Source organism: Bradyrhizobium sp. USDA 4452 (genome assembly GCF_054063575.1).
This window is the reverse complement of sequence record NZ_JBSSGK010000001.1, coordinates 4387423-4412250: the sequence shown is the minus strand read 5'-3', so window position 1 is coordinate 4412250 and position 24828 is coordinate 4387423. Positions and strand designations below refer to the sequence as shown.

22 protein-coding genes are annotated in these 24828 nt (G+C 64.4%); 10 read left to right on the top strand and 12 right to left on the bottom strand.

The annotated features are described in order from the left end of the window. Positions 1-181 precede the first annotated feature (181 nt). Positions 182-1447, top strand: coding sequence for a transcription termination factor Rho (gene rho, locus ACVISU_RS21175; protein WP_028341998.1), 1266 nt, complete (start codon positions 182-184; stop codon positions 1445-1447). A gap of 218 nt (positions 1448-1665) precedes the next feature. Here rho and ACVISU_RS21170 read toward each other — a convergent pair whose 3' ends face one another. After that, positions 1666-1851 carry a hypothetical protein gene (locus tag ACVISU_RS21170; protein ID WP_244522229.1) on the bottom strand — a complete coding sequence of 62 codons (186 nt, stop codon included), beginning with the start codon at positions 1849-1851 and terminating at the stop codon, positions 1666-1668. Here ACVISU_RS21170 and mnmE point away from each other — a divergent pair. The 5 genes from mnmE (at position 1772) to ACVISU_RS21145 (ending at position 7893) form a co-directional block, all read left to right on the top strand. Next, positions 1772-3076 carry a tRNA uridine-5-carboxymethylaminomethyl(34) synthesis GTPase MnmE gene (gene mnmE / locus ACVISU_RS21165; protein WP_456710870.1) on the top strand — a complete coding sequence of 435 codons (1305 nt, stop codon included), beginning with the start codon at positions 1772-1774 and terminating at the stop codon, positions 3074-3076. The two genes, ACVISU_RS21170 and mnmE, sit on opposite strands and share 80 nt — an antisense overlap. A 232-nt stretch (positions 3077-3308) precedes the next feature. Continuing rightward, positions 3309-5192, top strand: coding sequence for a tRNA uridine-5-carboxymethylaminomethyl(34) synthesis enzyme MnmG (gene mnmG / locus ACVISU_RS21160; protein ID WP_456708200.1), 1884 nt, complete (start codon positions 3309-3311; stop codon positions 5190-5192). A gap of 120 nt (positions 5193-5312) precedes the next feature. Continuing rightward, the gene (gene rsmG / locus ACVISU_RS21155) at positions 5313-5996 is read left to right on the top strand and encodes a 16S rRNA (guanine(527)-N(7))-methyltransferase RsmG (RefSeq protein ID WP_456708199.1); all 684 of its coding nucleotides are present in this window, start codon (positions 5313-5315) and stop codon (positions 5994-5996) included. Positions 5997-6009: 13 nt separating this feature from the next. Next, positions 6010-6861: a ParA family protein gene (locus tag ACVISU_RS21150; RefSeq protein WP_050401295.1), complete on the top strand. Its 852-nt coding sequence runs from the start codon at positions 6010-6012 to the stop codon at positions 6859-6861. Positions 6862-7002: 141 nt separating this feature from the next. Next, positions 7003-7893 carry a ParB/RepB/Spo0J family partition protein gene (locus tag ACVISU_RS21145; protein WP_456708198.1) on the top strand — a complete coding sequence of 297 codons (891 nt, stop codon included), beginning with the start codon at positions 7003-7005 and terminating at the stop codon, positions 7891-7893. A gap of 72 nt (positions 7894-7965) precedes the next feature. Here ACVISU_RS21145 and holA read toward each other — a convergent pair whose 3' ends face one another. The 5 genes from holA to ACVISU_RS21120 form a co-directional block, all read right to left on the bottom strand. Continuing rightward, a complete protein-coding gene (gene holA, locus ACVISU_RS21140; protein WP_050401297.1) occupies positions 7966-8997 on the bottom strand; it encodes a DNA polymerase III subunit delta in 1032 nt (343 codons plus the stop codon). Between the two features lie 111 nt (positions 8998-9108). Beyond that, the gene (lptE, locus tag ACVISU_RS21135) at positions 9109-9666 is read right to left on the bottom strand and encodes an LPS assembly lipoprotein LptE (RefSeq protein WP_050401298.1); all 558 of its coding nucleotides are present in this window, start codon (positions 9664-9666) and stop codon (positions 9109-9111) included. After that, positions 9653-12289 (bottom strand): leucine--tRNA ligase, encoded by a 2637-nt coding sequence (leuS, locus tag ACVISU_RS21130; protein WP_456708197.1) that lies wholly within the window; start codon positions 12287-12289, stop codon positions 9653-9655. Before leuS ends, lptE begins: the two co-directional genes overlap by 14 nt. A gap of 283 nt (positions 12290-12572) precedes the next feature. Next, positions 12573-12977 (bottom strand): hypothetical protein, encoded by a 405-nt coding sequence (locus ACVISU_RS21125; RefSeq protein WP_050401300.1) that lies wholly within the window; start codon positions 12975-12977, stop codon positions 12573-12575. A gap of 148 nt (positions 12978-13125) precedes the next feature. Continuing rightward, positions 13126-14001, bottom strand: coding sequence for an alpha/beta fold hydrolase (locus ACVISU_RS21120; protein WP_456708196.1), 876 nt, complete (start codon positions 13999-14001; stop codon positions 13126-13128). A gap of 101 nt (positions 14002-14102) precedes the next feature. Here ACVISU_RS21120 and ACVISU_RS21115 point away from each other — a divergent pair, with 101 nt between their 5' ends. Continuing rightward, positions 14103-15050 carry a LysR family transcriptional regulator gene (locus ACVISU_RS21115; RefSeq protein WP_456708195.1) on the top strand — a complete coding sequence of 316 codons (948 nt, stop codon included), beginning with the start codon at positions 14103-14105 and terminating at the stop codon, positions 15048-15050. A 35-nt stretch (positions 15051-15085) separates the two neighbouring features. Here ACVISU_RS21115 and ACVISU_RS21110 read toward each other — a convergent pair whose 3' ends face one another. Next, on the bottom strand, positions 15086-16777 hold the full coding sequence (locus ACVISU_RS21110) for a sensor domain-containing diguanylate cyclase (RefSeq protein WP_456708194.1): 1692 nt from the start codon (positions 16775-16777) through the stop codon (positions 15086-15088). Positions 16778-16886: 109 nt separating this feature from the next. Between ACVISU_RS21110 and ACVISU_RS21105 the strand changes: the two genes are divergently transcribed. Then, positions 16887-17606: a YggS family pyridoxal phosphate-dependent enzyme gene (locus tag ACVISU_RS21105; protein ID WP_050401303.1), complete on the top strand. Its 720-nt coding sequence runs from the start codon at positions 16887-16889 to the stop codon at positions 17604-17606. 7 nt (positions 17607-17613) lie between these two features. Here ACVISU_RS21105 and ACVISU_RS21100 read toward each other — a convergent pair whose 3' ends face one another. Then, complete coding sequence (locus tag ACVISU_RS21100; protein ID WP_456708193.1) at positions 17614-18399, bottom strand: 2-keto-4-pentenoate hydratase; 786 nt, start codon at positions 18397-18399, stop codon at positions 17614-17616. Between the two features lie 102 nt (positions 18400-18501). After that, positions 18502-19041, bottom strand: a complete 540-nt coding sequence (locus tag ACVISU_RS21095) for a L,D-transpeptidase family protein (protein WP_050401305.1) — start codon at positions 19039-19041, stop codon at positions 18502-18504. A 242-nt stretch (positions 19042-19283) separates the two neighbouring features. Between ACVISU_RS21095 and ACVISU_RS21090 the strand changes: the two genes are divergently transcribed. After that, positions 19284-19970 carry a response regulator transcription factor gene (locus tag ACVISU_RS21090; RefSeq protein ID WP_016841446.1) on the top strand — a complete coding sequence of 229 codons (687 nt, stop codon included), beginning with the start codon at positions 19284-19286 and terminating at the stop codon, positions 19968-19970. Positions 19971-20027: 57 nt separating this feature from the next. Beyond that, positions 20028-20468: a Crp/Fnr family transcriptional regulator gene (locus ACVISU_RS21085; protein WP_050401306.1), complete on the top strand. Its 441-nt coding sequence runs from the start codon at positions 20028-20030 to the stop codon at positions 20466-20468. A 55-nt stretch (positions 20469-20523) separates the two neighbouring features. On the opposite strand, the gene ACVISU_RS21080 is transcribed toward ACVISU_RS21085, so the two are convergent. The 3 genes from ACVISU_RS21080 to ACVISU_RS21070 all read right to left on the bottom strand — a co-directional run bounded on the left by ACVISU_RS21080 (position 20524) and on the right by ACVISU_RS21070 (position 24814). Then, positions 20524-21339, bottom strand: a complete 816-nt coding sequence (locus ACVISU_RS21080) for an exodeoxyribonuclease III (RefSeq protein ID WP_456708192.1) — start codon at positions 21337-21339, stop codon at positions 20524-20526. A gap of 84 nt (positions 21340-21423) precedes the next feature. Beyond that, the gene (locus ACVISU_RS21075) at positions 21424-22233 is read right to left on the bottom strand and encodes an outer membrane lipoprotein carrier protein LolA (protein WP_050401308.1); all 810 of its coding nucleotides are present in this window, start codon (positions 22231-22233) and stop codon (positions 21424-21426) included. A 100-nt stretch (positions 22234-22333) separates the two neighbouring features. Continuing rightward, positions 22334-24814: a DNA translocase FtsK gene (locus ACVISU_RS21070; RefSeq protein WP_063695698.1), complete on the bottom strand. Its 2481-nt coding sequence runs from the start codon at positions 24812-24814 to the stop codon at positions 22334-22336. Between the last annotated feature and the right edge of the window lie 14 nt (positions 24815-24828).

Below are 24828 nucleotides of genomic sequence, written 5' to 3'. Positions count from 1 at the left end.
CATCCCACCCCACGCAGGCGGATGTGGTCGCGTTTCGGTTCTTTTTGGGCCGGCGCCGCATCAGGTTTGGAAGCCCAAACGGCACTTTCCTGGCTGAGACCTGCGGACCTTCCTTTGGCGTCCGCTTTTTCCAAGCCACCTCGCACCCCTTCCCTACTTACTTCCTCACAGGACGACCCCAATGCGGGAAATCAAGCTCCAGGACCTCAAATCGAAAACGCCGGCCGAGCTCGTCTCGTTCGCGGAAGAGAATGGGGTCGAGAATGCCAGCACCATGCGCAAGCAGGAGCTGATGTTCGCAATTCTCAAAAACCTCGCCGCCGCCGAGACCGACATTGTCGGCGAGGGCGTCGTGGAGGTGCTGTCCGACGGATTCGGCTTCCTTCGTTCGCCCGACGCGAACTACCTGCCCGGTCCCGATGACATCTACGTCTCGCCCTCGCAAATCCGCCGCTTCGGCCTGCGCACCGGCGACACCATCGAAGGGCACATCCGCAGCCCGAAGGAAGGTGAGCGCTATTTTGCGTTACTGAAGGTCAATACGCTCAATTTCGAGGATCCCGAGAAGGCCAAGCACAAGGTCAATTTCGACAACCTCACGCCGCTGTTTCCCAATCAGCGTTTCCGCATGGAGCTTGAGGACTCCACCAAGAAGGATCTCTCTGCCCGCGTCATCGACATCGTCGCGCCGATCGGCAAGGGCCAGCGCGCGCTGATCGTGGCGCCGCCGCGCACCGGCAAGACGGTGCTGATGCAGAACATCGCGCACTCGATCACCGCCAATCATCCCGACTGCTATCTGATCGTGCTTCTGATCGACGAGCGTCCGGAAGAAGTCACCGACATGCAGCGCTCGGTGAAGGGCGAGGTGGTGTCGTCGACCTTCGACGAACCCGCCGTACGTCACGTCCAGGTCGCCGAAATGGTGATCGAGAAGGCCAAGCGTCTCGTCGAGCACGGCCGCGATGTCGTGATCCTGCTCGATTCGATCACGCGCCTCGGCCGCGCCTACAACACCGTGGTGCCGTCATCCGGCAAGGTGCTGACCGGCGGTGTCGACGCCAACGCCCTGCAGCGCCCGAAGCGCTTCTTCGGTGCGGCGCGCAACATCGAGGAGGGCGGTTCGCTGACCATCATCGCGACCGCGCTGGTCGATACCGGCAGCCGCATGGACGAAGTCATCTTCGAAGAGTTCAAGGGCACCGGTAACTCGGAACTGATCCTCGACCGCAAGGTCTCGGACAAGCGGACCTTCCCGGCGATCGATATCGCCCGCTCCGGCACCCGCAAGGAGGAGCTGATCACCGATCCGCAGGTGCTGAAGAAGATGTATGTCCTGCGCCGCATCCTCAATCCGATGGGTACCATGGACGCGATCGACTTCCTGCTCGACAAGCTCCGGAACACCAAGAGCAATTCGGAATTCTTCGATTCCATGAACACCTGAGCCTACGGCTGAACAGAAGAGGGCGCTCCGCACAAACGGGGCGCCTTTTTCATGTTGCGGGTTTGCTGCAGCGGAGTGCAGCATGAATTGGTCGAGCTTCCGCGCCGAACCTTCATCTAACTGTCTGATATAATTTATATTTATATTTATATCCTGCCTGTATCGGGCCGGGGCACCGCAGCAAAATTGCTGCACGCCTGCTGCGCAGTAAAATGAGGCTATGCTGCATTGCAGCATAATGCCGTGGGGGCATGCGAGATCGAAGCGGCATTGCCTTTGCTGATTTGCTGGAAGAAATAGGCGATGCATCCGCGCGACCAGACCATCTTCGCATTATCCTCCGGGCGGCCGCCGAGCGCGATCGCCATTGTCAGGCTGTCTGGCCCAATGGCCGAGTCGGTCATTGCTGGACTGGCGGGCAAGACTCCGGCCCCGCGAATGGCCACCCGTGCGTTGATCCGCGATTCAAACCATCAACCGATCGACGACGCGGTCGTGTTATGGTTCCCCGGCCCGGCGAGCGCGACCGGCGAGGACGTTGCCGAATTTCATGTCCATGGCGGGCGCGCGGTGTTGGCGGCGCTGCTCGATGCCATCGCCGCGTTCGAGAATGTGCGGCCGGCTGAGCCAGGCGAGTTCACCCGGCGGGCCTTCGAGAACGGCAAGCTCGACCTGACCGAGGCCGAGGGTCTCGACGATCTGATCCACGCCGACACTGACCGTCAGCGGCGCCAGGCGCTGCGCCAGCTGAAGGGGTTGCTCGGCGATCGCGCGCGCGACTGGCGTGAGCGGATCATCGCGGCGTCGGCGCTGATCGAGGCCGGCATCGATTTCTCGGATGAAGGCGATGTCCCGGCCGAGCTGGTCGCACCTGCGCTTGAGACGATCCGAGCGCTGCACGACGAGATCAGGCAGGTGCTTGCAGCGCAGGGGCAGAGCGAGCGGCTGCGCGACGGCCTCGTGGTCGCGATCGCAGGTCCGCCGAATGTCGGCAAATCGACCCTGATCAATCAGCTTGCCAAGCGCGAGGTCGCGATCGTCTCGCCGCATGCCGGCACCACGCGCGACGTGATTGAGGTGCAGCTCGATCTCGACGGCTATCCCGTCACGGTCATCGACACCGCCGGGATTCGCGAGACCGACGACCCGGTGGAGCAGGAAGGAGTTCGCCGCGCGCGGGCCCGCGCCGCAGAAGCCGATCTCGTGCTGTGGCTGGCCGACAGCCGCGGCGCGAAGGTCGGGCATGGTGGAACCACGCCAACCTGGCTGGTGCGAAACAAGATCGACTTGGTGAGGAGCGCGACAGGCGAGGGAGGTAGCTACCCCGAGTTCCGGATCTCCGCGTCCCGCGGCGACGGCCTCTCTGAGCTGATCGCCGCGCTGGTCGGTTTCGCGCACGACTATTTCGCGACCAGCGAGGGCGGTCTGATCAGCCGGACGCGGCAGCGCGGACTGCTGGAGGAGACCGTCGAGTCGCTTCGGCGTAGCATCGACGTGGTCGGGCAGGGCGAGGAACTCGCCGCCGAGGAACTTCGCAGTGCGGCCACCTCACTCGGACGTTTGCTCGGCCGGGTCGATGTCGAGGACATCCTGGACGTCATCTTCCGCGAGTTCTGCGTCGGGAAGTAGCAAGCCCCATCTGTTTCACGTGAAACATGGTTTCGATTTGGTTAAGGAAGCCGCCTGCCGTTTCACGTGAAACAATTGCTGCGCCCGACCGGGCTGTTTCACGTGAAACAACCCCGCCCCGTTATTGCGGGCGAAGCAACGCAATCCATATCTCGACTGTTAAATCGGTTCTCAGACCGACGGCCTAACTTCGTTCTTCCGGCTTTCATCACTCCGCGATAGAAGTCCCGCCATGACTATCAGGGCAGACTCATTTGACGTCATCGTCATCGGCGGCGGCCATGCCGGCTGCGAGGCCGCGAGTGCGGCTGCCCGGATGGGCGCGAAGACAGCCCTGGTGACCCATCGTTTCGCGACCATCGGCGCGATGTCCTGCAATCCCGCGATCGGGGGCCTCGGCAAGGGTCATCTGGTCCGTGAGGTTGACGCACTGGACGGACTGATGGGCCGGGTCGCCGACGCCGGCGGCATCCAGTTCCGCATGCTCAATCGCCGGAAGGGTCCGGCGGTCCGTGGACCTCGGGCCCAGGCCGACCGCAAGCTCTATGCGGCGGCGATGCAGGCAGCGATCACCGAAACCGCGAACCTCAGCGTCATTGAGGGCGAGGCGGATGAGCTGATTGTCGTCAATGGCCGCGTGACCGGCATTCGCCTGGGCGATGGCCGCCAGCTGTCATCCGGCGCGGTCGTCGTCACGACCGGCACCTTCCTGCGCGGTCTGATCCATCTTGGTGAGAAGAACTGGCCGGCAGGCCGGGTCGGCGAGGCGCCGGCCATGGGCCTGTCAGCCTCGTTCGAACGAGCGGGTTTTGTGCTCGGTCGGCTCAAGACCGGAACGCCGCCACGACTCGACGGCACGACGATCGACTGGTCCGCGGTCGAAATGCAGCCGGGAGACGATCCACCGGAGCCGTTTTCGGTCATGACGGACAGGATTACGACCCCGCAGATCCAGTGCGGGATCACCCGGACCACACCGGCGACCCATGAGGTGATCCGGGCCAACGTCCATCGCTCGCCGATGTATTCCGGCCAGATCAAGAGCTCCGGACCGCGTTATTGCCCCTCGATCGAGGACAAGATCGTCCGTTTTGGCGATCGTGACGGCCATCAGATCTTCCTGGAGCCGGAAGGGCTCGACGACAGCACGGTCTATCCCAACGGCATCTCGACCTCGCTTCCCGAAGAGGTTCAGCTCGCGATCCTCGCCAGCATCCCCGGCCTCGAGCGGGTCAAGATGGTTCGTCCGGGCTACGCGATCGAATACGACCACGTCGATCCCCGCGAGCTCGATCCGACCTTGCAGACCAAGCGCCTGCGCGGGCTTTTCCTGGCCGGCCAGATCAATGGCACCACAGGCTACGAAGAGGCGGCGGGGCAGGGCATCGTTGCCGGGCTCAATGCCGCGCTGGCCGCCAGTGGTGCCGATCCGATCCTGTTCGATCGTGCCGATGGCTATCTCGGGGTGATGATCGACGACCTCGTAACCCGCGGGATCACCGAGCCCTATCGGATGTTCACCTCGCGCGCCGAATACCGGCTGACGCTGCGGGCCGACAATGCCGACCAGCGCCTGACCGACAAGGGTATCGCGCTCGGTTGCATCGGTTCAGCCCGCGCGGAACGTCACCGGACCAAGATGGCGGCGCTGGACGCGGCCAAAACCTTGGCGAAGTCGCTTGCGATTACGCCAAACGAAGCCGTCAAGCACGGGCTGGCGCTCAATCGCGACGGTCATCGTCGATCTGCATTCGAGCTGCTGGCCTATCCGGAGATCGAGTGGCCGGCAGTGCAGGCGATCTGGCCGGAACTGTCGGCCATTGACCCTGCGATCGCCGTGCACCTTGAGATCGATGCCAAATACGACGTCTATCTGAAGCGCCAGACCGCCGACGTCGACGCCTTCCGGCGCGACGAGGGCCTGGTCCTGACCGATGTCGACTATGCCGACGTGCCCGGGCTTTCGAACGAAGCCCGCGCCAAGCTGCAGAAGGCGCAGCCGCGGACGGTCGGGCAGGCGGGTCGGATCGACGGTATGACGCCAGCGGCGCTGGGTATCCTTGCGGCGTATCTGCGGCGTGAGGCGCGGCGGAAGTCAGCCAAGGCGTCGGCCTGACGTTTCACGTGAAACGCGACGGGGGAGCGCCTATCTTTTGCGAAGGCGAATCGACCCACGCGCCGCGCGTCGGCCTCGCCACCGGTTCTCACTACGTCAGACAAACGGCCCTGTTCCCCGATGGCTCCAGCCGCGCAATCCGCCGGACTCAGCGTCTCCGCCAAGGATAGGGCCGAGGCGCTCACGCTGACGCCTGTTTCACGTGAAACGGAAGCGCGGCTCGATCGCTACATCGCGCTCCTGCTCGAGTGGCAGGCCAAGACCAATCTCGTCGCGCCCTCCACGCTACCGAACCTCTGGACGCGGCATGTCTCCGATTCGTTGCAGCTTCTGAGCCTCGCACCCTCGGCAAAATCCTGGGTCGATCTCGGCAGCGGCGGCGGCTTTCCTGGTGTCGTGCTGGCGTGCGCGTTGGCCGAGACACAAGGCGCGCGGATCCATCTGGTCGAGCGAATCGCCAAGAAGGCTGCGTTCTTGCGCGAAGCAATTCGAGTAACGGCCTCGCCAGGGACGGTGCATCTGGCTGATATCGGGGATACTGTGGATAGAATCGCGGGCCCGATCGATTGCGTCACCGCGCGGGCGCTGGCTCCGTTACATCAACTCATCGGCTTTGCGGAGCCGTGGGTCAAAAAGGGCGCCAAGGCGCTGTTTTTGAAGGGTCAAGATGTAGAGGCCGAATTGACCGAGGCCACTAAATATTGGAATATTGAGCCAAAGCTACACTCCAGCCGGACCGGCGGACAGGGCTGGATCGTCGAACTCGGGTCAATCGAGCGGCGCCAGGGGACTCCGCAAAAGTAAATGGTATTTTGGTATGACGGTGATGGACGAGGTTTATCAAGGGGATAAGGCGCTCCAGGCGCCGGGCCATCCGCGCATCCTGTCGCTCGCCAACCAGAAGGGCGGCGTCGGCAAGACCACCACAGCGATCAATCTTGGCACCGCACTCGCTGCGATTGGCGAGCGCGTCCTGATCGTCGACCTCGATCCGCAGGGCAACGCCTCGACCGGTCTCGGCATCGATCGCCGCAACCGCAGCTGCTCGACCTACGACGTGCTGATCGGCGAAGCGCCGCTGCGCGACGCGGTGGTCGCGACCGCGGTGCCGCGGCTCCACATCGCGGCCTCCACCATGGATCTTTCCGGCCTCGAGCTGGAGCTCGGCACCACGCCGGGCCGCGCGTTCCGGCTGCGCGATGCGATCGCAGGATTGAACAACAACGTATCGCCGGAAGCCGACTACACCTACGTGCTGATCGACTGCCCGCCCTCGCTCAATCTGCTCACGGTGAATGCGATGGCGGCGTCGGACGCGATCCTGGTGCCGCTGCAATGCGAGTTCTTCGCGCTCGAAGGTCTGTCGCAATTGCTGCAGACCGTGGAGCAGGTGCGCTCGACGCTCAATCCGAACCTATCGATCCACGGCATCGTGCTGACCATGTTCGACTCGCGCAACAACCTCTCCAACCAGGTGGTCGCCGACGTCCGCCAGTTCATGGGCGACAAGGTCTACGACACCATGATCCCGCGCAATGTGCGCATCTCGGAGGCGCCGTCCTACGGCAAGCCGGTGCTGGTCTACGACCTCAAATGCGCCGGCAGCGATGCGTATCTCAAGCTCGCCACTGAAGTGATCCAGCGCGAGCGCGAGCTGCGCACGCATTGACGATGCCCAAGATGGGCAGAGCGCAGCGAAACCCATCACTCTCGGTGTGTGCCGCGATGGGCTTTGCTGCACGCGGCCCATTCGACGATTCTGAAATTCAAGTCTGGAGTATTGCGTGTGAATCCAAGGGAGCTCGCAACAATGGCCGATGAAGCGCGTTCGCGACTGGGGCGCGGGCTGGCAAGCCTGATCGGAGATGTCGGCGGCGAGGCGGCCGCGCATGTCGAGCGGCCGCGCACGCAGCGCAAGGTGCCGATCGAATTTCTCAAGGCCAACCCGCGCAATCCGCGGCGCAGCTTCGCCGACGCCGAGCTCGGCGAGCTCGCCGATTCGATCAAGGCGCGCGGCGTGATCCAGCCGATCGTGGTGCGCGCCATCAAAGGCGTGCAGGACCGCTTCGAGATCATCGCCGGCGAACGCCGCTGGCGCGCCTCGCAGCTCGCCGGCCTGCACGAAGTGCCGATCGTGCCGGTCGAGGTCAATGATGCCGACGCGCTCGAGATCATGATCATCGAGAACGTCCAGCGCGAAGACCTCAACGCGATGGAGGAGGCGCTGGGCTACCACGCGCTCGCCGACGAGTTCAAACGCAGCCAGGAAGACATCGCCAAGATCGTCGGCAAGAGCCGCAGCCATGTCGCCAACATGATGCGGCTGACCAAGCTGCCGGCCGAGGTGCAGGCGCTGATCTCGAAGGGCGACCTCTCCGCCGGCCACGCCCGCGCGCTGATCGGCGTGCCGGATCCGCTCACCGCCGCGAAGCGCATCGTCGCCGAGGGCCTCAACGTCCGCCAGGCCGAAGCGCTGGCGCATGAGGAGGGCGTGCCGGAACGCAAGCCGCAGAAGCCGCGGAGCAGCGCCGCGGCCAAGGTCGACAAGGACGCCGATACGCTGGCGCTGGAGAAGCGCGTCAGCGATGCGCTCGGCCTTGCCGTCACGGTGAGCCATCGCGATCCCGGCGGCACCGTCCAGATCAGCTACCGCAACCTCGAGCAGCTCGACGAGGTGGTGCGGCGGCTGGAAGGCGGCTAGTCTAGTTCGTCCGACACGCATCCACGTCATTGCTTTGCTTCGCTCGCAATGACACCTTCCCGGTATCGTGCGTCACGCCCGCCGCTTCGCATTCGCGGCGATCGACAGCAGCGCGCGCTGCGCGATGACGGCGGCGAGCGAGGCCTGCTTGCGCATGTCGAGCGCTGCGGTGGCGAGCTGATCGATCACGTTGACCAGCCGCGGCGGTGTGAAATTGCGCAGCGCGATCTCGACCGCCGGCTTGCGCGAGAAGTGCAGCCGCGGAAATCCGCCCTCGAGCACGGTCGACGCCGGCGTGCCGTCCGCGATCGCGAGCGCCGATTTATGCAGCCACGCCGCCTGGCGCTGCGCGGCCGAGATGATCACGCCGGGATAGGTGCCGGCGACCATCGCCTTGGTGAACTCGCTTTCCACCAGCGCGGCGTTGCCGGCGAAGGCGCCGTCGACGATCGGATCGAGCTTCAGCTCGGAGGCGTCGGAGACCACGGTCATGACGTCGTCGAGCGTGATCTCGCCCTTGCCGTGCGCGAACAGCGCGAGCTTGCGCAGCTCGTTGCGGGAGGCCATGCGGTCGCCGCCGAGCAGCGACATCAGCACCGCGCGTGCATCGCTCGCAAGCCGCAGGTTGGAGACGCGCAGCTCGTCCTCGATCAGCTTGGTGAGATCGCGTTCGGTGTCGGGATAGCAGCCGATCGCGACCGCATTCTTGGCGCGCTCGCAGATCTTGCGCAGCGGCGATTCCGGCCTGAGCTCGCCGGCCTCGATCACGATGCGGCAATCCCTGAGCGCGGTGGTCTCGGTCAGCGTCTCGACGCCGCTTGCGAAATTGCGCGAGCCGGCGCGGACCCGGATGGCGCGGCGGCCGCCGAACAGCGGCACCGTCATGGCCTCGTCGACCAGCCGCGACGGTTCGGCGGCGAGTTCGTCGCCGTCGAGCCGGACCAGCGAGAATGGATCATTGGGATCGTCGACGGCCGAGGCCATCAGCGCGTCGGCGCGCTCGCGCACCAGGCCGAGGTCCGGACCGTAAAGCAGGATGATCGGGCGACCGGCGTCAGGCCGGGCGAGGAAACTGTCGATCTCTTTTCCGCGAAGTGCGACCATCTAGCCTAACTGTCATTCCGGGCGCCTCGTCAGAGGCGAACCCGGAATCTGGAGATGATGGATCGAGATTCCGGGTTCGTGCCCCGTACGCCCTGAAATGACATCGGTGGCTTAGGTTCCGGAGGAGAAGAACGAGGCGAGGCGGGTCTGGATGTTGTCGGCGATCTCCTGCGCGGCGCGGTCCTCGGCGTCGCGGAGGGCGCGGGCCCGGGCGAAGCGCTGGTAGGAGCCCGGCATGTCATAGGACACGCGCGAGAACGTGCTGCCGGTCATGACCGACTTGTTCGACGCGATCTCGATCAAGTTGAAGTTGGCATCGACGCCGTAGTTTTCGCTGGTCGGCAACGCCGTGTTCTGGTCGATCATCAGCGAGGAGCGGCTGGTGGTGAAACGGAGCACCAGGCGGTGCGTCGGCGGTGCGCCGGTGGCGGTGCCGTAGAGCTTGAAGGCGAGGGCGTTGCGGACCTCGACGCCGACCCGGGCCTCGCGGGAGGCGTTCGGCTTGTCGACCGGCGGAACCTCGACGCTCATCAGCTTTTCGCGCAAGGCGGACGACTGACCATCGAGGGTGCGCTCGGCATACATCGGCTGGAAGCAACCGGCCGTCAGCGCGGCCAAGGCTGCCACGGCCACGAGCCGGGCGGCGATCCTGATCCTAGCCGACAACATTGACGATCCTCATGGGCACCACGATCACCTTGCGGACGGGTTTGCCGCCCAGTGCGGCTTTTACCGCATCGAGCGCCAAAACGGCAGCCTCTATATCCGCATTTTGCGCCGCCCGTGGCACGGTAACATCACCTCGTTTTTTACCGTTGACCTGGACGACCAGGGTCACGCTGTCTTCGACCAGCAAATCGCGTTCGATTTGCGGCCAATCGGCCTCGGAAACCAGCCCGGATTGGCCCAGCACCACCCAGCACTCCTCGGCCAGATGCGGCATCATCGGCGAGAACAGCTGGACCAGGATGGTCGCGGCCTCCTTAACCGCCCAGGCGAGATCCGGCGCCGGCTTGTCGCCCGATCCAGCTTCTTGGGCCAGCACCTCGGCCAGCGCGTTGGCGAACTCGCGGATATGGGCGAGGCAGACGTTGAAATGCAGCCGCTCGATCCCGGACGACACCTTGTCGAGCGCGCCATGGGCGGCCTTGCGCAGCGCCAGCGCCTCGGGCCCGAACGTGCCCGGCCGGGCCGCCGGCGCCGATTTGGCGATCTCGGCCGATTCGTTCACCAGCCGCCACAGCCGCTGCACGAAGCGCGCGGCGCCCTGCACGCGCTCGTCGCTCCAGATCACGTCGCGGTCCGGCGGCGAATCCGACAGCATGAACCAGCGCGCGACGTCGGCGCCGTAGCTCGCGATGATGTCGTCGGGGTCGACGGTGTTCTTCTTCGACTTCGACATCTTCTCGATCGGGCCGATCGCGATGTCCTCGCCGGTCGCCAGCAGCACCGCGCGGCGGCCGTTGCCGCCGACCTCGATCTTCACCTCGGCCGGCGTGACCCAGCCGCCGTCGGCCTTCTGGTAGGTCTCGTGCACCACCATGCCCTGGGTGAACATGCCGGCGAACGGCTCACTCATGTCGATGTGGCCGGTGGCCTTCATCGCGCGGGTGAAGAAGCGGCTGTAGAGCAGATGCAGGATCGCGTGCTCGACGCCGCCGATATACTGGTCGACCGGCATCATCCGGTTGGCGACCGCGGGCGTGGTCGGCGCGGTCGCGTTCCACGGATCAGTGAAGCGCGCGAAGTACCACGACGAGTCCACGAAGGTGTCCATCGTGTCGGTCTCGCGCACCGCCTTGCCGCCGCACTGCGGACAGTTGACGTGTTTCCAGGTCGGATGATGGTCGAGCGCGTTGCCCGGCCTGTCGAAGCTGACATCCTCCGGCAGCGTTACCGGCAGCTGGTCGTCGGGCACCGGCACCACGTCGCACTTCGGGCAGTGGATCACCGGGATCGGGCAACCCCAATAGCGCTGGCGTGAAATGCCCCAGTCGCGCAGGCGGAAATTGACCTGCCGCTCGGCGACGGGCGCGTTGCCGCGCAGTTCGCTCTCCAGACGCTTCGCAACCTCTTCCTTGGCCGCTTCGATCGTCATGCCGTCGAGGAAGCGCGAATTGATCATGCGGCCGTCGCCGTCATAGGCGGTGTCGGTGATGAAAAACGTCTTCGGGTCCTGGCCCTCGGGGCAGACCACCGGCACATTGCCGAGGCCGTATTTGTTGACGAAGTCGAGGTCGCGCTGGTCATGCGCCGGGCAGCCGAAGATGGCGCCGGTGCCGTATTCCATCAGCACGAAGTTTGCGACATAGACCGGCAGCTTCCAGCTCGGATCGAACGGATGCACCGCCTTGATGCCGGTGTCGAAACCCTGCTTCTCGGCGGTGTCGATGATCGACTGCGCGGTGCCGATCTTCTTGATGTCGGCGATGAACTCGGCAAGCTTCGGGTTCTTCGCGGCGGCCGCCTGCGCCAGCGGATGATCCGCCGAGATCGCCATGAATTTCGCGCCGAACAGCGTGTCCGGCCGCGTCGTGAAGATCTTCAGCTCGCTCTCGCCGGCCGGCGTGGTCGCCGGATCCAGTGCGAAACGGATCAACAGGCCCTCGGAGCGGCCGATCCAGTTGCGCTGCATCAGCCGCACCTTGTCGGGCCAGCGGTCCAGACCGTCCAGCGCGTCGAGCAGTTCCTGCGAGTACTTCGTGATCTTGAAGACCCATTGGCTCATTTCCCGTTGTTCAACAACGGCGCCCGAGCGCCAGCCGCGGCCGTCGATCACCTGCTCGTTGGCGAGCACGGTCATGTCGACCGGATCCCAGTTCAGCTTGCGCTTCTCGCGCTCGGCGAGGCCGGCGCGCAGCATGTCCAGGAACATCTTCTGCTGATGCTTGTAGTAGCTGGGGTCGCAGGTCGCGAATTCGCGGCTCCAGTCGAGCGACAGCCCGATCGACTTGAGCTGCTTCTTCATCGCGGCGATGTTGTCGTAGGTCCAGGCCTTCGGCGCCACCTTGCGCTCGATCGCGGCGTTCTCCGCCGGCAGGCCGAACGCGTCCCAGCCCATCGGGTGCAGCACGTTGAAGCCCTTGGCGCGCATGAAGCGGGCCAGCACGTCGCCGAGCGTGTAGTTGCGGACATGGCCGATATGGATGCGCCCCGACGGGTACGGGAACATCTCGAGCACGTAGTATTTCGGCCGCGGATCGTCGTTCTTGGAGGCGAAGATCGCCTTTTCGTCCCAGATGGCTTGCCAACGGGGTTCGGATTCACGGGCGTTGTAGCGTTCGGCGGTCATGAAATCGCAGGGATTCTGGGTGGCTTTGGGTGATTTTCGGGTCCCATCCGGGGACGGCGGACTAGGCCACAAAAGCGCCTGCGGGGTCAACGGCTTGGGGGCCGCCAAATGGTCATGCCTGCGGTCGGTGCGGAGGAGGGAGGGCCGGGCTGAAAGGGTCGCCGCACGGCAGCCCGTCCGGAACCCATCCGGTGTCGTCGCCCGGCTTGATCGGTGACCCAGTATGGGGCGCGATTTTCACCCTGGCACCCGCGCATCACGTCCGAGCAAGGCCCTGCATATCTCAGGGTTTCGGCTGCATGCCCTGCAGGAAGCGAAGCGGGTTGAGCGGGCCAATGGGGATCAGTTCGAAGCTCATCATATGTGCTTTACCCAACGGCAGCTTCTCGAGCATGTCGTGGGCGACAGCTGGATCGGTGGCGTTGATGATGAACGCAACGCCCCGCTTTTCCCCCTGCAGCGAGTACCACTGCTCGATCTTGCCATCGAGGTAGAGGTCGGCAGTTTCCCGAACTTCATCCGGCAGGACAGCAAACACCTGCGATTGTTCAAAGCCGGGATTGATGGTCCCAATGGCAAGAATCTTGGTTGTCGGCGTTGTCTTCATGGCGGCTCCTTGTGCGCTTGCGGAATTGAAGCCGACAAGGCAGCCCACAAGTGCCAATGCGGCGGCAGATACGAATTTCATGCTATCTCCCCTCTGTCATGTCACTCAGGCGACCGGTGAACTCGTTGGGAGAACATAGGCGAACGTTGCCTTGTCGGTTCAATCGATTTGCCGTGAGTACAGCAGACCGGCGCGTCGAACTTCAGCTCAACGCCCAGCCGCTGGCGGCTCATCGGAAGGCGGCACGAACCTCATCGATGGCCCGCGTTGGGTCTTGCAAATGGGGAAAATGGCCAATGCCGGGAAGAAGGGTCAGCTCCGCATGCAGCCTTGCGGCGAACTCCACTCCCATCGCCTTGTTGATGTAGAGATCGTCCTCGCCCCAAACCACTTTCACGGGTGTCTTGAGCCGCGCCAGCTGCGATTCGAAGTGATCCTGGTCTCGCGTAAAGTGCGAGTAATAGTGGGAGAACGCGTCCGCGGTCGTCATCGCTCCATGGGTCCATGCCCGGGACATGTCGTCCTTGAATTCACGCGCGACCTCAAAATGCGCTTCCTTGGGCAAACCTCGCGTGAAGGTGTTCTCCAGGATCTCGTCGCGATTGCTGTTCAGGGCGGCGCGGACCTGGTCCATCGCAGGCCCGGCCTTCAGGGCTTGCAGGCTCGCATACATGAACTGGGGCCGGTTGAAGGGGGCGAAATCGCCCACGATGATAGTCCTTGCGATATCGGGTTTTTCCACGGCCAACAGAAGCGCCGGCAGCGCTCCGATATCGGTTGCGTAGATTGCGAGCTTCGATGTGTCGATGCCCGCCTTACCGATGTATCGATCGAGAACACGCGCGTAGTCCTTTGGCGCATAGGAAAACCTGTCCGCCGTTGGCCTCGCTGACAGGCCGTAACCTGGCCAGTCGAAAGCGTGGACCTCGTAGTCATCAGCCAAAGCCTCGGCGATATCCTTCCAGGCATACAGCGTTTCCGGAAACCCATGCAGGAGGAGAACGGTCCCCTTCGGGTTCGCGTTGCACAGAACCATGCGTCTGAGCGTGATATCCCCGTCGATCTCGAAGAAGTCGATCGTGTCGTCGTTAGCTGGCTGTGACATGATGCAAATCCTTCGCTGCTTGGCGGTGATGGATAAGCCCTTCCGAAATTGATCGGTATCGGGCAATATCGAGAAACATTCTTCCAAAAACTGGAAGCAACATGGATCGCTTCGAAGGAATGTCGATCGTCCTGGCAGTGGCCGAAGCCGGAAGCCTGACTGCTGCGGCCCGTCGCCGGAAAATGCCGCTGGCGACTGTGAGCCGCAAGGTGTCGGAGCTGGAGGCGCATCTTCGCACGAAGCTGTTCAATCGGTCGACGCGCGCATTCGTGCCGACCGACGCGGGGGTCTCCTACATTGCCGCAGCAAAGCGAATCCTCGCCGACGTCGCGGAGGCCGAGCGGGCTGTTTCCGGCGAGTACAAAACACCGCGAGGAGAGCTGAGCGTTACGACGCTGGTCGCGCTCGGGCGCTCATGTCTGCAGCCGATTCTGTCAGAGTTCCTGATGACCTTCCCCGAAGTGGACGTTCATCTCAATCTAGAGGATCGGACGGTCAATCTCTTGGAAGAGCACATTGACGTTGCGCTTCGCGTTGGCGAACTGGCTGACAGCAGCCTGATCGCGGTCCGTGTGGGGCAAATCCACCGCGTGGTTTGCGCCAGCGCGGAATATTTGGAAGCTCGCGGAACGCCCAAATCGCCTGACGACCTCCAGGTGCACGATTGCATCAGCTATCCGCCGATGCAGTCGCCATCCACATGGAGATTCAAACGCGACAGGACCGACTATGTGGTGCCCGTTCGGTCGCGCTTCATTGCGAGCAATCTCGAGTCGGCGTGCGATGCTGCACGCGAAGGCCTCGGAATCACCGAGGCGTTCTCTTATCTCCTCGCCGATTCGATAAGCTCGAGGCAGCTGATTCCGCTTCTGCAGGATTTCCAGCCGCCGCCGCAACCCGTCAACTTCGTGTATTCGCCAAATCGCTTCATGCCGGCCAAATTGCGCGCGTTTCTCGACTTCGCGGTGCCACGTCTAAGGGAGCGCCTCGCCGCACCAAATGGCATGACCCCGAAAAGCGACCCCCGCAATCGTGCTTCTCGTGGATAGAATTGCTCAATTCTTCGCCCTGCACGGCGAAACGCTCAACTCGCCAGCGCCATCCCCGCTTCATCCAGCGTCTGCAGGAAGCCGTGCTCGATCACGGCATTCCTGCCGCGGCGCTTGGCGGCGTAGAGGGCGGCGTCGGCGGCTTCGATCAGGTCGCCGGGGCGCTGGGTCTCGTTCGGCTTTGTCGTGGCGACGCCGACGCTGACGGTGACGACGCAATGGCTCGAGGGGGCGTGCGGCACGGCGAGGCCGAGCACCGCAGTGCGGACAGTCTCGCCGATCGCCAGCGCATGCGCGGCATCGGTATTCGGCAGCAGCAGGCAAAACTCCTCGCCCCCATAGCGGCCGGCGAAGCCCATGGTGTCGGCGGCGATGCCCGACAGCGTCTCGCCGATCCGGGTCAGGCAGGCGTCGCCTTCGGGATGGCCGTAGGTGTCGTTGTAGAGCTTGAAGTGATCGACATCGATCATCATCAACGACAGCTCGCACTCATATTGCTGCGCCCGCATCCACTCGAAATCGAGCCGGCTCTGGAAGCCGCGCCGGTTGGCAAGGCCGGACAGAGCATCGATCGAGGCCATCACCGTGAGGCGATCGTTGGAGGCGACGAGCTCGCGCTCGCGCTGGCTGAGCTGCGCCGCCATCGCGTTGAAGGCGCGCGCCAGCGGCACGAATTCCGAGGGCAGCTTGTGTTTGGCGACGCGCGCGGTCCAGTCGCCCTCGCCGAACCGCCGCGCCATGCTGGTCATCAGCTCGATCGGGTGGATCACCAGCCGCTCGGCACCGACGAGAGCACCCAGCAAAACGAAAAGACAGACGAAGCCGAGCTGCAGATAGGCGGTGCGGATCTCGCGGCTGATCGCCGCCGTTACCTTGGCCTCATCCATGCTTACGATGAGGCGGGACTGCGTTCCGGCGATGCGGGCAAAGCTCAGCGTGCGCTGCGCGCCATCGGATGCCGTGAACGACACCGAGCCTGACGGCTCGTCGTAGCTCAGTGCCTTCTCCGCGATCGCCGACATCAGGGGGATGCTGTCGAGCGAGCGGCCGATCAGGCTCGCATGATCTGCGGGGGCTGCGACCACGACGCCGGTCGAGTCGACCAGCACGGCCGACATGCCGGGCTGGCCGCCGAGATTGGCCATGATCTGCGACAGCCAGTCAATGTTGATGCCGGCGACGACGATGGAGTCGAGCTCCGGATTGATCGCGGCCACCGGATAGGCAGCCATCATCATCGGGCGGCCGTTGGTCCTGCCGCGCAGATAGTCGCTGAACACGAAGCCGCGGTTGTCCTGCGCCTTCTTGAAATATTCGCGGTCGCCTAGATTGAGTCCGACCTGGCTGTTGAGCGTCGAGCACTGCACCAGCCCGTCCCTTGAGACGAACATGATGCTGCGGATCCACGGCAGCACCGTCGGTAGGCTGGCGCGCAGCACCTCGCAGCTCTGCCCGATGCCGCCGGAGGCGCGGATATAGGCGGCCGATTTCAGCATAGTCTCGACCGAGGAGACCACCTCGCGCTGGGTTTCGGCGGCATGCGCGGTGAGGTTGGCATAGCCTGCCGCGGCCTGCGCGATCTGCGTCGAGCGGAAATTCTCCAGCGTGCGGACGCGATCGAGCATCAAGGGCGCGACCAGCATCACCGCAAGCAACGCGAGCCGGGCACGAATGCCCAGAACCTTCTTGAGTCTGACCCGGTTACGGTTGAAAGTGACGCCCGACATTCTGGTCCCTTGCCCGGGCGCAAGGTAGAGTGAAGGGCTTCAAAAAGCCTTTCCCGAATTTGGTAAAATTCGAGCCAACCCCCCGCGCCTGTCAGAGAACGGCACAAGCATGACACAAAGCCCGACCGCGCCGTTATCGGCTGATTCACCACATGACCCGGCCTCTGGCCTCGCCGCCGTGGAGCGGGAGATCGCCCATGCCTGCAAGGAAGCGCGGCGCGATCGCGCGTCGGTGACCCTGATCGCGGTGTCGAAGACATTCGCAGCCGACGCAATTTTGCCGATTATTCGCGCCGGCCAGCGCGTATTTGGCGAAAACCGCGTGCAGGAGGCCAAGGGCAAGTGGCCGGAATTGATCCAGGCGAACCCCGGACTGCAGCTGCATCTGATCGGACCGTTGCAGTCGAACAAGGCCAAGGAGGCGGTCACGCTGTTCGATGCGATCCATTCAGTCGACCGCGTCAGCATTTGCGAAGCGTTAGCCAAGGAAATCAAAAATCAGGGCAGGCATCCCGAGCTGTTCGTCCAGATCAATACCGGCGAGGAGCCGCAGAAGGCCGGCGTCGCGCCGCAGGATGCGGATACCTTCATCGCAGCATGCCGCGACACCTATGGCCTGCAGATTTCAGGACTGATGTGCATCCCGCCGGTCGACCAGGCCCCGGCACCGCATTTCGCGCTGTGCGCCAAGATCGCCGCGCGCAACGGGCTGAAGAATCTGTCGATGGGCATGAGCGCGGATTTCGCGGTCGCGATCCAGATGGGCGCGACCCATGTGCGGGTCGGCTCGGCGATCTTCGGGACGCGGACGACGTCAGTTGTGCGGTGAGCACGACTTACGCGAACTTCACCGACACTTTCCCGATCGCGCCGAAATCGGCTGCGAACACATCGCCCGCCTGGATCGGCAGCGGCGGATGGCAGGTGCCGGTGGTGACGACCTCTCCTGCCCGTAACGTCAGCCCGAGCGCGCGCAGCTCGTTCGCGCACCAGGCGAGCGCCATACGGGGATCGCCGAGCACGTTCTTGCCGTGACCAATGTAGCGCTCGCCGCGCAGCGTGATGGTCGGGCGCTCCTCGACCAGATCGATCGCCCGCCAGTTGGCCGACGTTGCAGGTCCGAGCACGAACAGATGCGCGCAGGCATTGTCGGCGATCAGTTGCGCCTCGCCGGCGGAGACGAAATCGGCGAAACGTGAGTCCGGGATCTCGATTGCGGGATGCAGCGTGCCGACGGCATCTAGCACTTCCTGCACACTGAATGGTGTCGCGCGCGGCGCGAGATGACGCGCCATGCGGAAGGCGTATTCCGGTTCGCCGACGCGCATCGCGTTGCCCTTCATCGATGCAGTGCCGCCATCTGCGATCAACGTCTCGGCGAGGATGCGCCCGGCCAGCGGGCCTGCGACATTGATATGCTTCTGGCCGGCCGCGCTGGTTGCCGCGATCTTCCAGCCGAACAGTTTTTCGCGCGACGTCTTTTCCAGCTGAGCCTGCACCGCGTAACCCTCGGCACGGTCGCGCGGCCGCATGGCGCCGTCGAGCGCGGCGAGTTTCGTTCCCGCGTGCCAGTGATCGTGCAGGACCTTGGCGGCGGCGACGATCTGGTTGTTGTCGAGCATGCGATTTCGTCCCTGCGGGAATTTTCTGTGTTGCGCATGATCTCAGCACAAGCGCGTCGTGTCTGTCGCGTGGGAAAACCGATGCTCAGCCATTCCAGAACTTTACCCGATGATGATCTTTGTCTTTGGCGACATCCGCCGCAGCAGCCGCAGCATCGACGCCTTGGTCATCGAGACACAGCCCGCGGTCGGGGCGAAATTCGGGCGCGCCAGATGCAGGAACACGGCGCTGCCGCGGCCGGCGATGCGCGGCGTGGCGTTGTGATCGATCTCCACAATGAAGTCGTAAAGATGATCCTCGCGGGTCAGGCGGTCGCCGCTCTGCTCCCGGTCGAGCCGGATCGGCTGGTTGTAATGCCGGTCGGCCGGATCCTCGCACCAGGCGTCCTCGCGACGGATCGGTCGGGCCGGCAGCAAGGTCACGGGGCGACGGTGCCGGTCGGCGCGCCACCACAGCTGCCTGGGATGGAAGATGCCGCGCGGCGTGCCGCCGTCGCCTTCGCGCTTGTTGGCGAGGATTCCGCCGCGTCCGAGCGCCACCGGAACGGTCCAGCCATCGGCGGTCAGCCAGCCCCGGCGCGGGTCGCCGGCGGCGCCGTGGACCTCGATGGCAGAGAGCGGGCGATCACGTTTCGCTGTCATATAAGTGATTGAAATGGCTGATCTTCCTTTAAGAATCGTTCAAAACTGAACTTGCCTTGGAAGCCCCAAACATTCTATCTCCCGGCATTACAGGACATTCACGCCCTGCCCCGCCGGATTTGAGGTAGACTGCGTTGCCTTGTGAATCGGTAACGATGGCCTACCTGAGCACGTATCTAGCCGACGCTACGGCCAAAAGCGCGCCCCGCTTCTGACCGCCCCGCCCCCGAAGGATTGTACCTATGGCCAATGCCCGCAAGATCTTGATCGTGGATGACGATACCGATCTGCGCGATACGCTGGTCGAGCAGCTGTCCCTGCACGAGGAATTCGAAGCCTCTGCAGTCGACACCGGCGCCAAGGGCGCCACTGCCGCCAAAGCCAATTCTCCCGATCTGGTCCTGATGGACGTTGGCCTGCCCGACACCGACGGCCGCGAAGTGGTCCGCAGCCTGCGCAAGGGCGGCTTCAAGGCCCCGATCATCATGCTGACCGGCCATGACACCGATTCCGACACCATCCTCGGACTGGAAAGCGGCGCCAACGACTACGTGGCGAAGCCCTTCCGCTTCGCAGTGCTGCTGGCCCGGATTCGCGCGCAGCTGCGCCAACACGAGGCCAGCGAGGACGCGGTGTTCTCGGTCGGCCCCTACTCGTTCCGGCCCGGCTCGAAGATGCTCACCGGCGCCAATGCCCGCAAGGTGCGGCTGACCGAGAAGGAAACCGCCATCCTGCGCTTCCTCTACCGCGCCGGCCAGATGCCGGTGTCGCGCGAGACCCTGCTCCAGGAAGTCTGGGGCTACAATTCCGGTGTCACCACCCACACGCTGGAAACCCACATCTACCGCCTGCGCCAGAAGATCGAGAAGGACGCCGCCAACCCGGAAATCCTGGTCACGGAAGCCGGTGGCTACAAGCTGGTGCCGTGATACGCTTCGCGCTCAACGATTCGTGAAATCGAGGCGCACCGCGGTTACCGGCCCTGAATGTCGATCGATGATGACGTAGCCCTGCTCGAGCGGGTTCCGACGATGCGTCTGCTGGGCGACAGCTCCTTGCGCATGCTGGCGATCGGCTCCGAGCAACGTGACTTCAACGCAGGCGAGGTGCTGTTCAAGACCGGTGACACGGCGGACGCCGGCTACGTCGTGCAGCGCGGCACCTTCCGCGTCGAGGAAGGCGGCGCCGAGATCATCGCCGGCCCTGGCGCGCTGATCGGCGAGCTCGCACTGATCGTAGCGATGAAGCGGCCCTCAACGGCGACCGCGCTGGAGCGCGGCTCGGTGATCCGAGTCGCGCGCAGCCTGTTCCAGCGCGTGCTGGAAAGCGACCCGGCCGCCGCCCGCCGTCTGCGCGACGAACTCGCGCTACGCACCAGCCAGCTGGCTAGCGACATCCTGATAGCGGGCGGGAAGCTGAGTACGTAGCTGCCGTCTATTGACCCGTCACCCTGAGGATGACGGTGCTTAGGCTGACGACAGCTTAAACCTCCATCACCGCCGTGACCGGCACGTGATCCGACGGCCGCTCCCAGCTGCGGGCGTCGCGGGTGATCTTGAAGTCGCTGACCTGATCCTTCAGCGCGCGCGAGACCCAGATGTGATCGAGCCGGCGGCCGCGGTCGCCGACAGTCCAGTCCGCGGCGCGATAGCTCCACCAAGTGTAGACTTTCTCCGACATCGGAATCCGCTCGCGCGCGATGTCGAACCATTCGCCATGCGCCTGCGCTGCGAGCAGCTTCTCGGTCTCGACCGGCGTGTGCGAGACCACTTTCAGCAGCTGCTTGTGCGACCACACGTCGTTCTCGTGCGGCGCGACGTTGAGGTCGCCGACCAGGATGTGGCGGTCGTCGCCGCGCGGGTGCAGCGGCTCGCAACTCTTCATCTCGTCGAGGAATTGCAGCTTGTGCTCGAACTTCGGATTGAGCGCGGGATCGGGAATGTCGCCGCCGGCCGGCACGTAGAAATTATGCAGCACCAGCGGCTTTGAAAGCTGCGCCTTCTCGCCAAACGACACTGAAATGTGCCGCGAATCGATCTTGTCGCAGAACGTCCGGATGTCCGTGGTCTCGAACGGCAGGCGCGAGACGATGGCGACGCCGTGATAGCCCTTCTGCCCGTTCAGCGCGACGTGCTCGTAGCCGAGCCGCCTGAAGCGCTTCAGCGGAAACGCATCGTCGATGCATTTGGTCTCCTGCAGGCACAGCACATCCGGCCGCGCGCTCTTCAGGAATTTGGCGACGATGTCGATGCGCAGGCGCACCGAATTGATGTTCCAGGTGGTGACGGAGAACCGCATGAGAGGTGCGTCTTAGCACGGTTCGCGGTGCGGGTTGGCGCCTTGTCCACAAGCAAGCGCTCTACCCGTCCCTACGCAAGACGGTTATCCCGGCGATGAGCCCGGATAGGTCGTGAAGTCGATCTTGAACAGTCCGGGATCCGGCTTCTGCGTCGCGTCGAGATTGTAGACCGCAACCGTCGTGTCGTAGCCCTGCGGGTCGGTGACGGTCCACTGCTTGAGCTTGCCGTCCTTGGCGCCGATCATCAGCAGGAAGCGGCTGGTGCCGACTAGCGCCTGCTTCTCCTCGATCGTGATGCTGACGAACACGTCGTCGGCGGTGACGCTGACGACGTTGGTGTCCTTCATCAGGTCGATGCGGTCCGACAGCAGATAGCGCAGCGGGGTCTGCGACAGCGGATAGATGTCCTGGGTGGCGAGCCTGCGGTCGCGCACCGCGACCGACGAGCCGTCGGCGATCACCTCGATGGTGCTCGGATTGTCATATTCGAAGCGCAGCTTGCCGGGCTTCTGGATGTAGAAATCGCCCTTGGTCTTGGTGCCGTCTGGGCCGACCTGGACGAAATTCCCGACCAGCGTCTGCAGCGACGACAGATAGGCCGAGACCTTGGCGGCCTGCGCCTTCTGATTGGCGTCGAAGGTCTGGAAGATGTTGGCCGGCACGTTGCGGCGCGGATCGGGAATCACCGGGTCCGGCGGTGCCTGGGTGGCGCCCGTGGTCGTCGGGCCCTTGTCCGCATTGCTCTGCGCGCCGGCGTCCCTGGCCTTCGGCGCTGCCTTGGGTGCGGGTTTCGGCGCAGGCGCATTTTGCGCAGTCGCGCCGCCGGCGATCGCGGCGGTGACGAGAAGAGCCAGCGCAGTGCGCGCGCCGCGGTCAATGAGATGTTTTGCCATCAGATATGTCAGGTCTCTGTTCGACGCTCGTCCCGCTGCGCCGGATTTTATCCCGCCTCTTCCGAGGGAGATATGGTTTTTCCGTGATGATCGCCCCCGGTCAGAACTGGCCTTCTTCCTCCCCGACCAGGATTTCGCGCTTTCCGGCGTGATTCGCCGGGCCCACGATGCCCTCGAGTTCCATCCGCTCCATCAGCGAGGCGGCGCGGTTATAGCCGATCTGCAGCCGGCGCTGGATATAGGAGGTCGACGCCTTGCGGTCGCGCTTGACGATCGCAACCGCCTGGGTGAACAGATCGCCGCCGCCGTCGCCACCCATGCCGGTGGCATCGAACACGGCGCCGTCCTCGTCGGTCGGCTCTTCCGCGGTGACGGCTTCGAGGTATTCCGGGGCGCCTTGCGTCTTCAGGTGGCGCACCACCTTCTCGACTTCCTCGTCGGAGGCGAACGGGCCGTGCACGCGGCTGATGCGGCCGCCGCCCGCCATGTAGAGCATGTCGCCCTGGCCGAGCAGCTGCTCGGCGCCCATCTCGCCGAGGATGGTGCGGCTGTCGATCTTCGACGTCACCTGGAAGGCGATGCGGGTCGGGAAGTTGGCCTTGATCGTGCCCGTGATGACGTCGACGGACGGACGCTGCGTGGCGAGGATCACATGCAGGCCGGCGGCGCGCGCCATCTGCGCGAGGCGCTGCACCGCGCCTTCGATGTCCTTGCCGGCGACCATCATCAGGTCGGCCATCTCGTCGACGATGATGACGATATAGGGCAGCGGTTCGAGGTCGAGCTTCTCCTCCTCGTAGATCGCCTTGCCGCTCTCCTTGTCGAAGCCGGTGTGCACGGTGCGCGTCAGCTCTTCGCCCTTGGCCTTGGCTTCGACCAGGCGCGCATTGTAGCCGTCGATGTTGCGCACGCCGAGCTTGGCCATCCGCTTGTAGCGCTCTTCCATCTCGCGCACGGCCCATTTCAGCGCGACGACGGCTTTCTTCGGATCGGTGACGACGGGCGTCAGCAAATGCGGGATGCCGTCATAGACCGAGAGTTCGAGCATCTTCGGGTCGACCATGATCAGGCGGCACTGGTCCGGACGCAGCCGGTAGACCAGGCTCAGGATCATGGTGTTGATCGCGACCGATTTGCCGGAGCCGGTGGTGCCCGCGATCAGCATATGCGGCGTGCGCGCGAGGTCGATGATGACGGGATCGCCGCCGATCGTCTTGCCGAGGCACAGCGGCAGCTTCGCAACCGAATCGACGCTTTCCTTGGCGACCAGCAGCTCGCGCAGATAGACCTTCTCGCGATGCGCGTTCGGCAGCTCGATGCCGATCGCATTGCGGCCGGCGACCACGGCGACGCGGGCCGACAGCGCGCTCATCGAGCGGGCGATGTCGTCGGACAATCCGATCACGCGCGACGACTTGATGCCGGGCGCGGGCTCCAGTTCGTACAGCGTGACGACCGGGCCGGGGTTGGCCTTGACGATCTCGCCGCGCACGCCGAAGTCCTGCAGCACGCCCTCCAGCGCACGCGAATTGGTTTCGAGTTCGGCCTTGCTCAGCGGCTGGCGATCGCTCGCCTTCGGCGCACTGAGCACGGAGACCGACGGCAGCTCGAACTTGTCGGAGTTCTTCTTCTTCGGCTTCGGCTCGGCCTTCTTGCGCGGGGCGCGCGCGACCGGAGCTTCCTCCTCGTCGTCCTCTTCTTCCTCGTCGAAAGCCTCGGCCTCGTCTTCGTCCTCGTCGTGATCTTGATGCGCAGGCGCGATCGAGGGCGCCGTGCGGCCGCCGCCGATATTGGGCTCCTGGCGCTCGAACGCAGCGCTGCGGCCCTGCGCTCCGCTCGACACCAGCGATTTGTAGGCGGTCGTGAACAGCCAGCCGAGCCGGGCTTTCGCGCTCATCAGCGCGTGGAACAGCCAGCCGAGCGAGACCGAGCTGCGGTCGTTGTCGTCGTCTTCGACGAACGGCTCGTCGTCGTCAGATATCGGCGTCAGCTCCTCGTCCTGTTCCTTGGCGCCCCAGCCGCAGGCGAACAGGAAGGTCGCGGCCATCGCGACGAACAGGATCAGGCCGAGCACGACGCGATAGAGGAAACCGGGCGGCCCGAACACCACGGCCGGCGTGCGCAGCAGCGCGTCGCCGACCACGCCGCCGAGCCCGGTCGGCAGCGGCCATGACGTATTGTGCGGCCAGCAGCTGGCGAAGCCCGCCGCGATCACGGTGCACAGGATCCAGCAGCCGAGCCGCAGCGCCTCGCGGTCGAACGGACGATGCGTCAGCATCCGCCAGCCCCACACCGCCACCGGCAGCAGCAGCATGATGGCGCCGAGGCCGAGGATCTGCATCAGGAGGTCGGCGCCGATCGCGCCGGGATAGCCGAGCACGTTGCGGATCGCGCGCGAGGTGGCATGACTGAGCGAGGGATCCTGCACCGACCAGGTCATCAGCGCTGCGGTGACCGCGCCCGACAGCGCGATCAGGCCAAGCCCGGTGAGTTCGCGCAGCCGTCGCGCCAGCGCCTCGCGCAGCGAGAGCGGCAGATGGCCGACCAGGGGGATGACACGTTCGATCGCTGGCATACTCAATCTTCGCGCTTCGC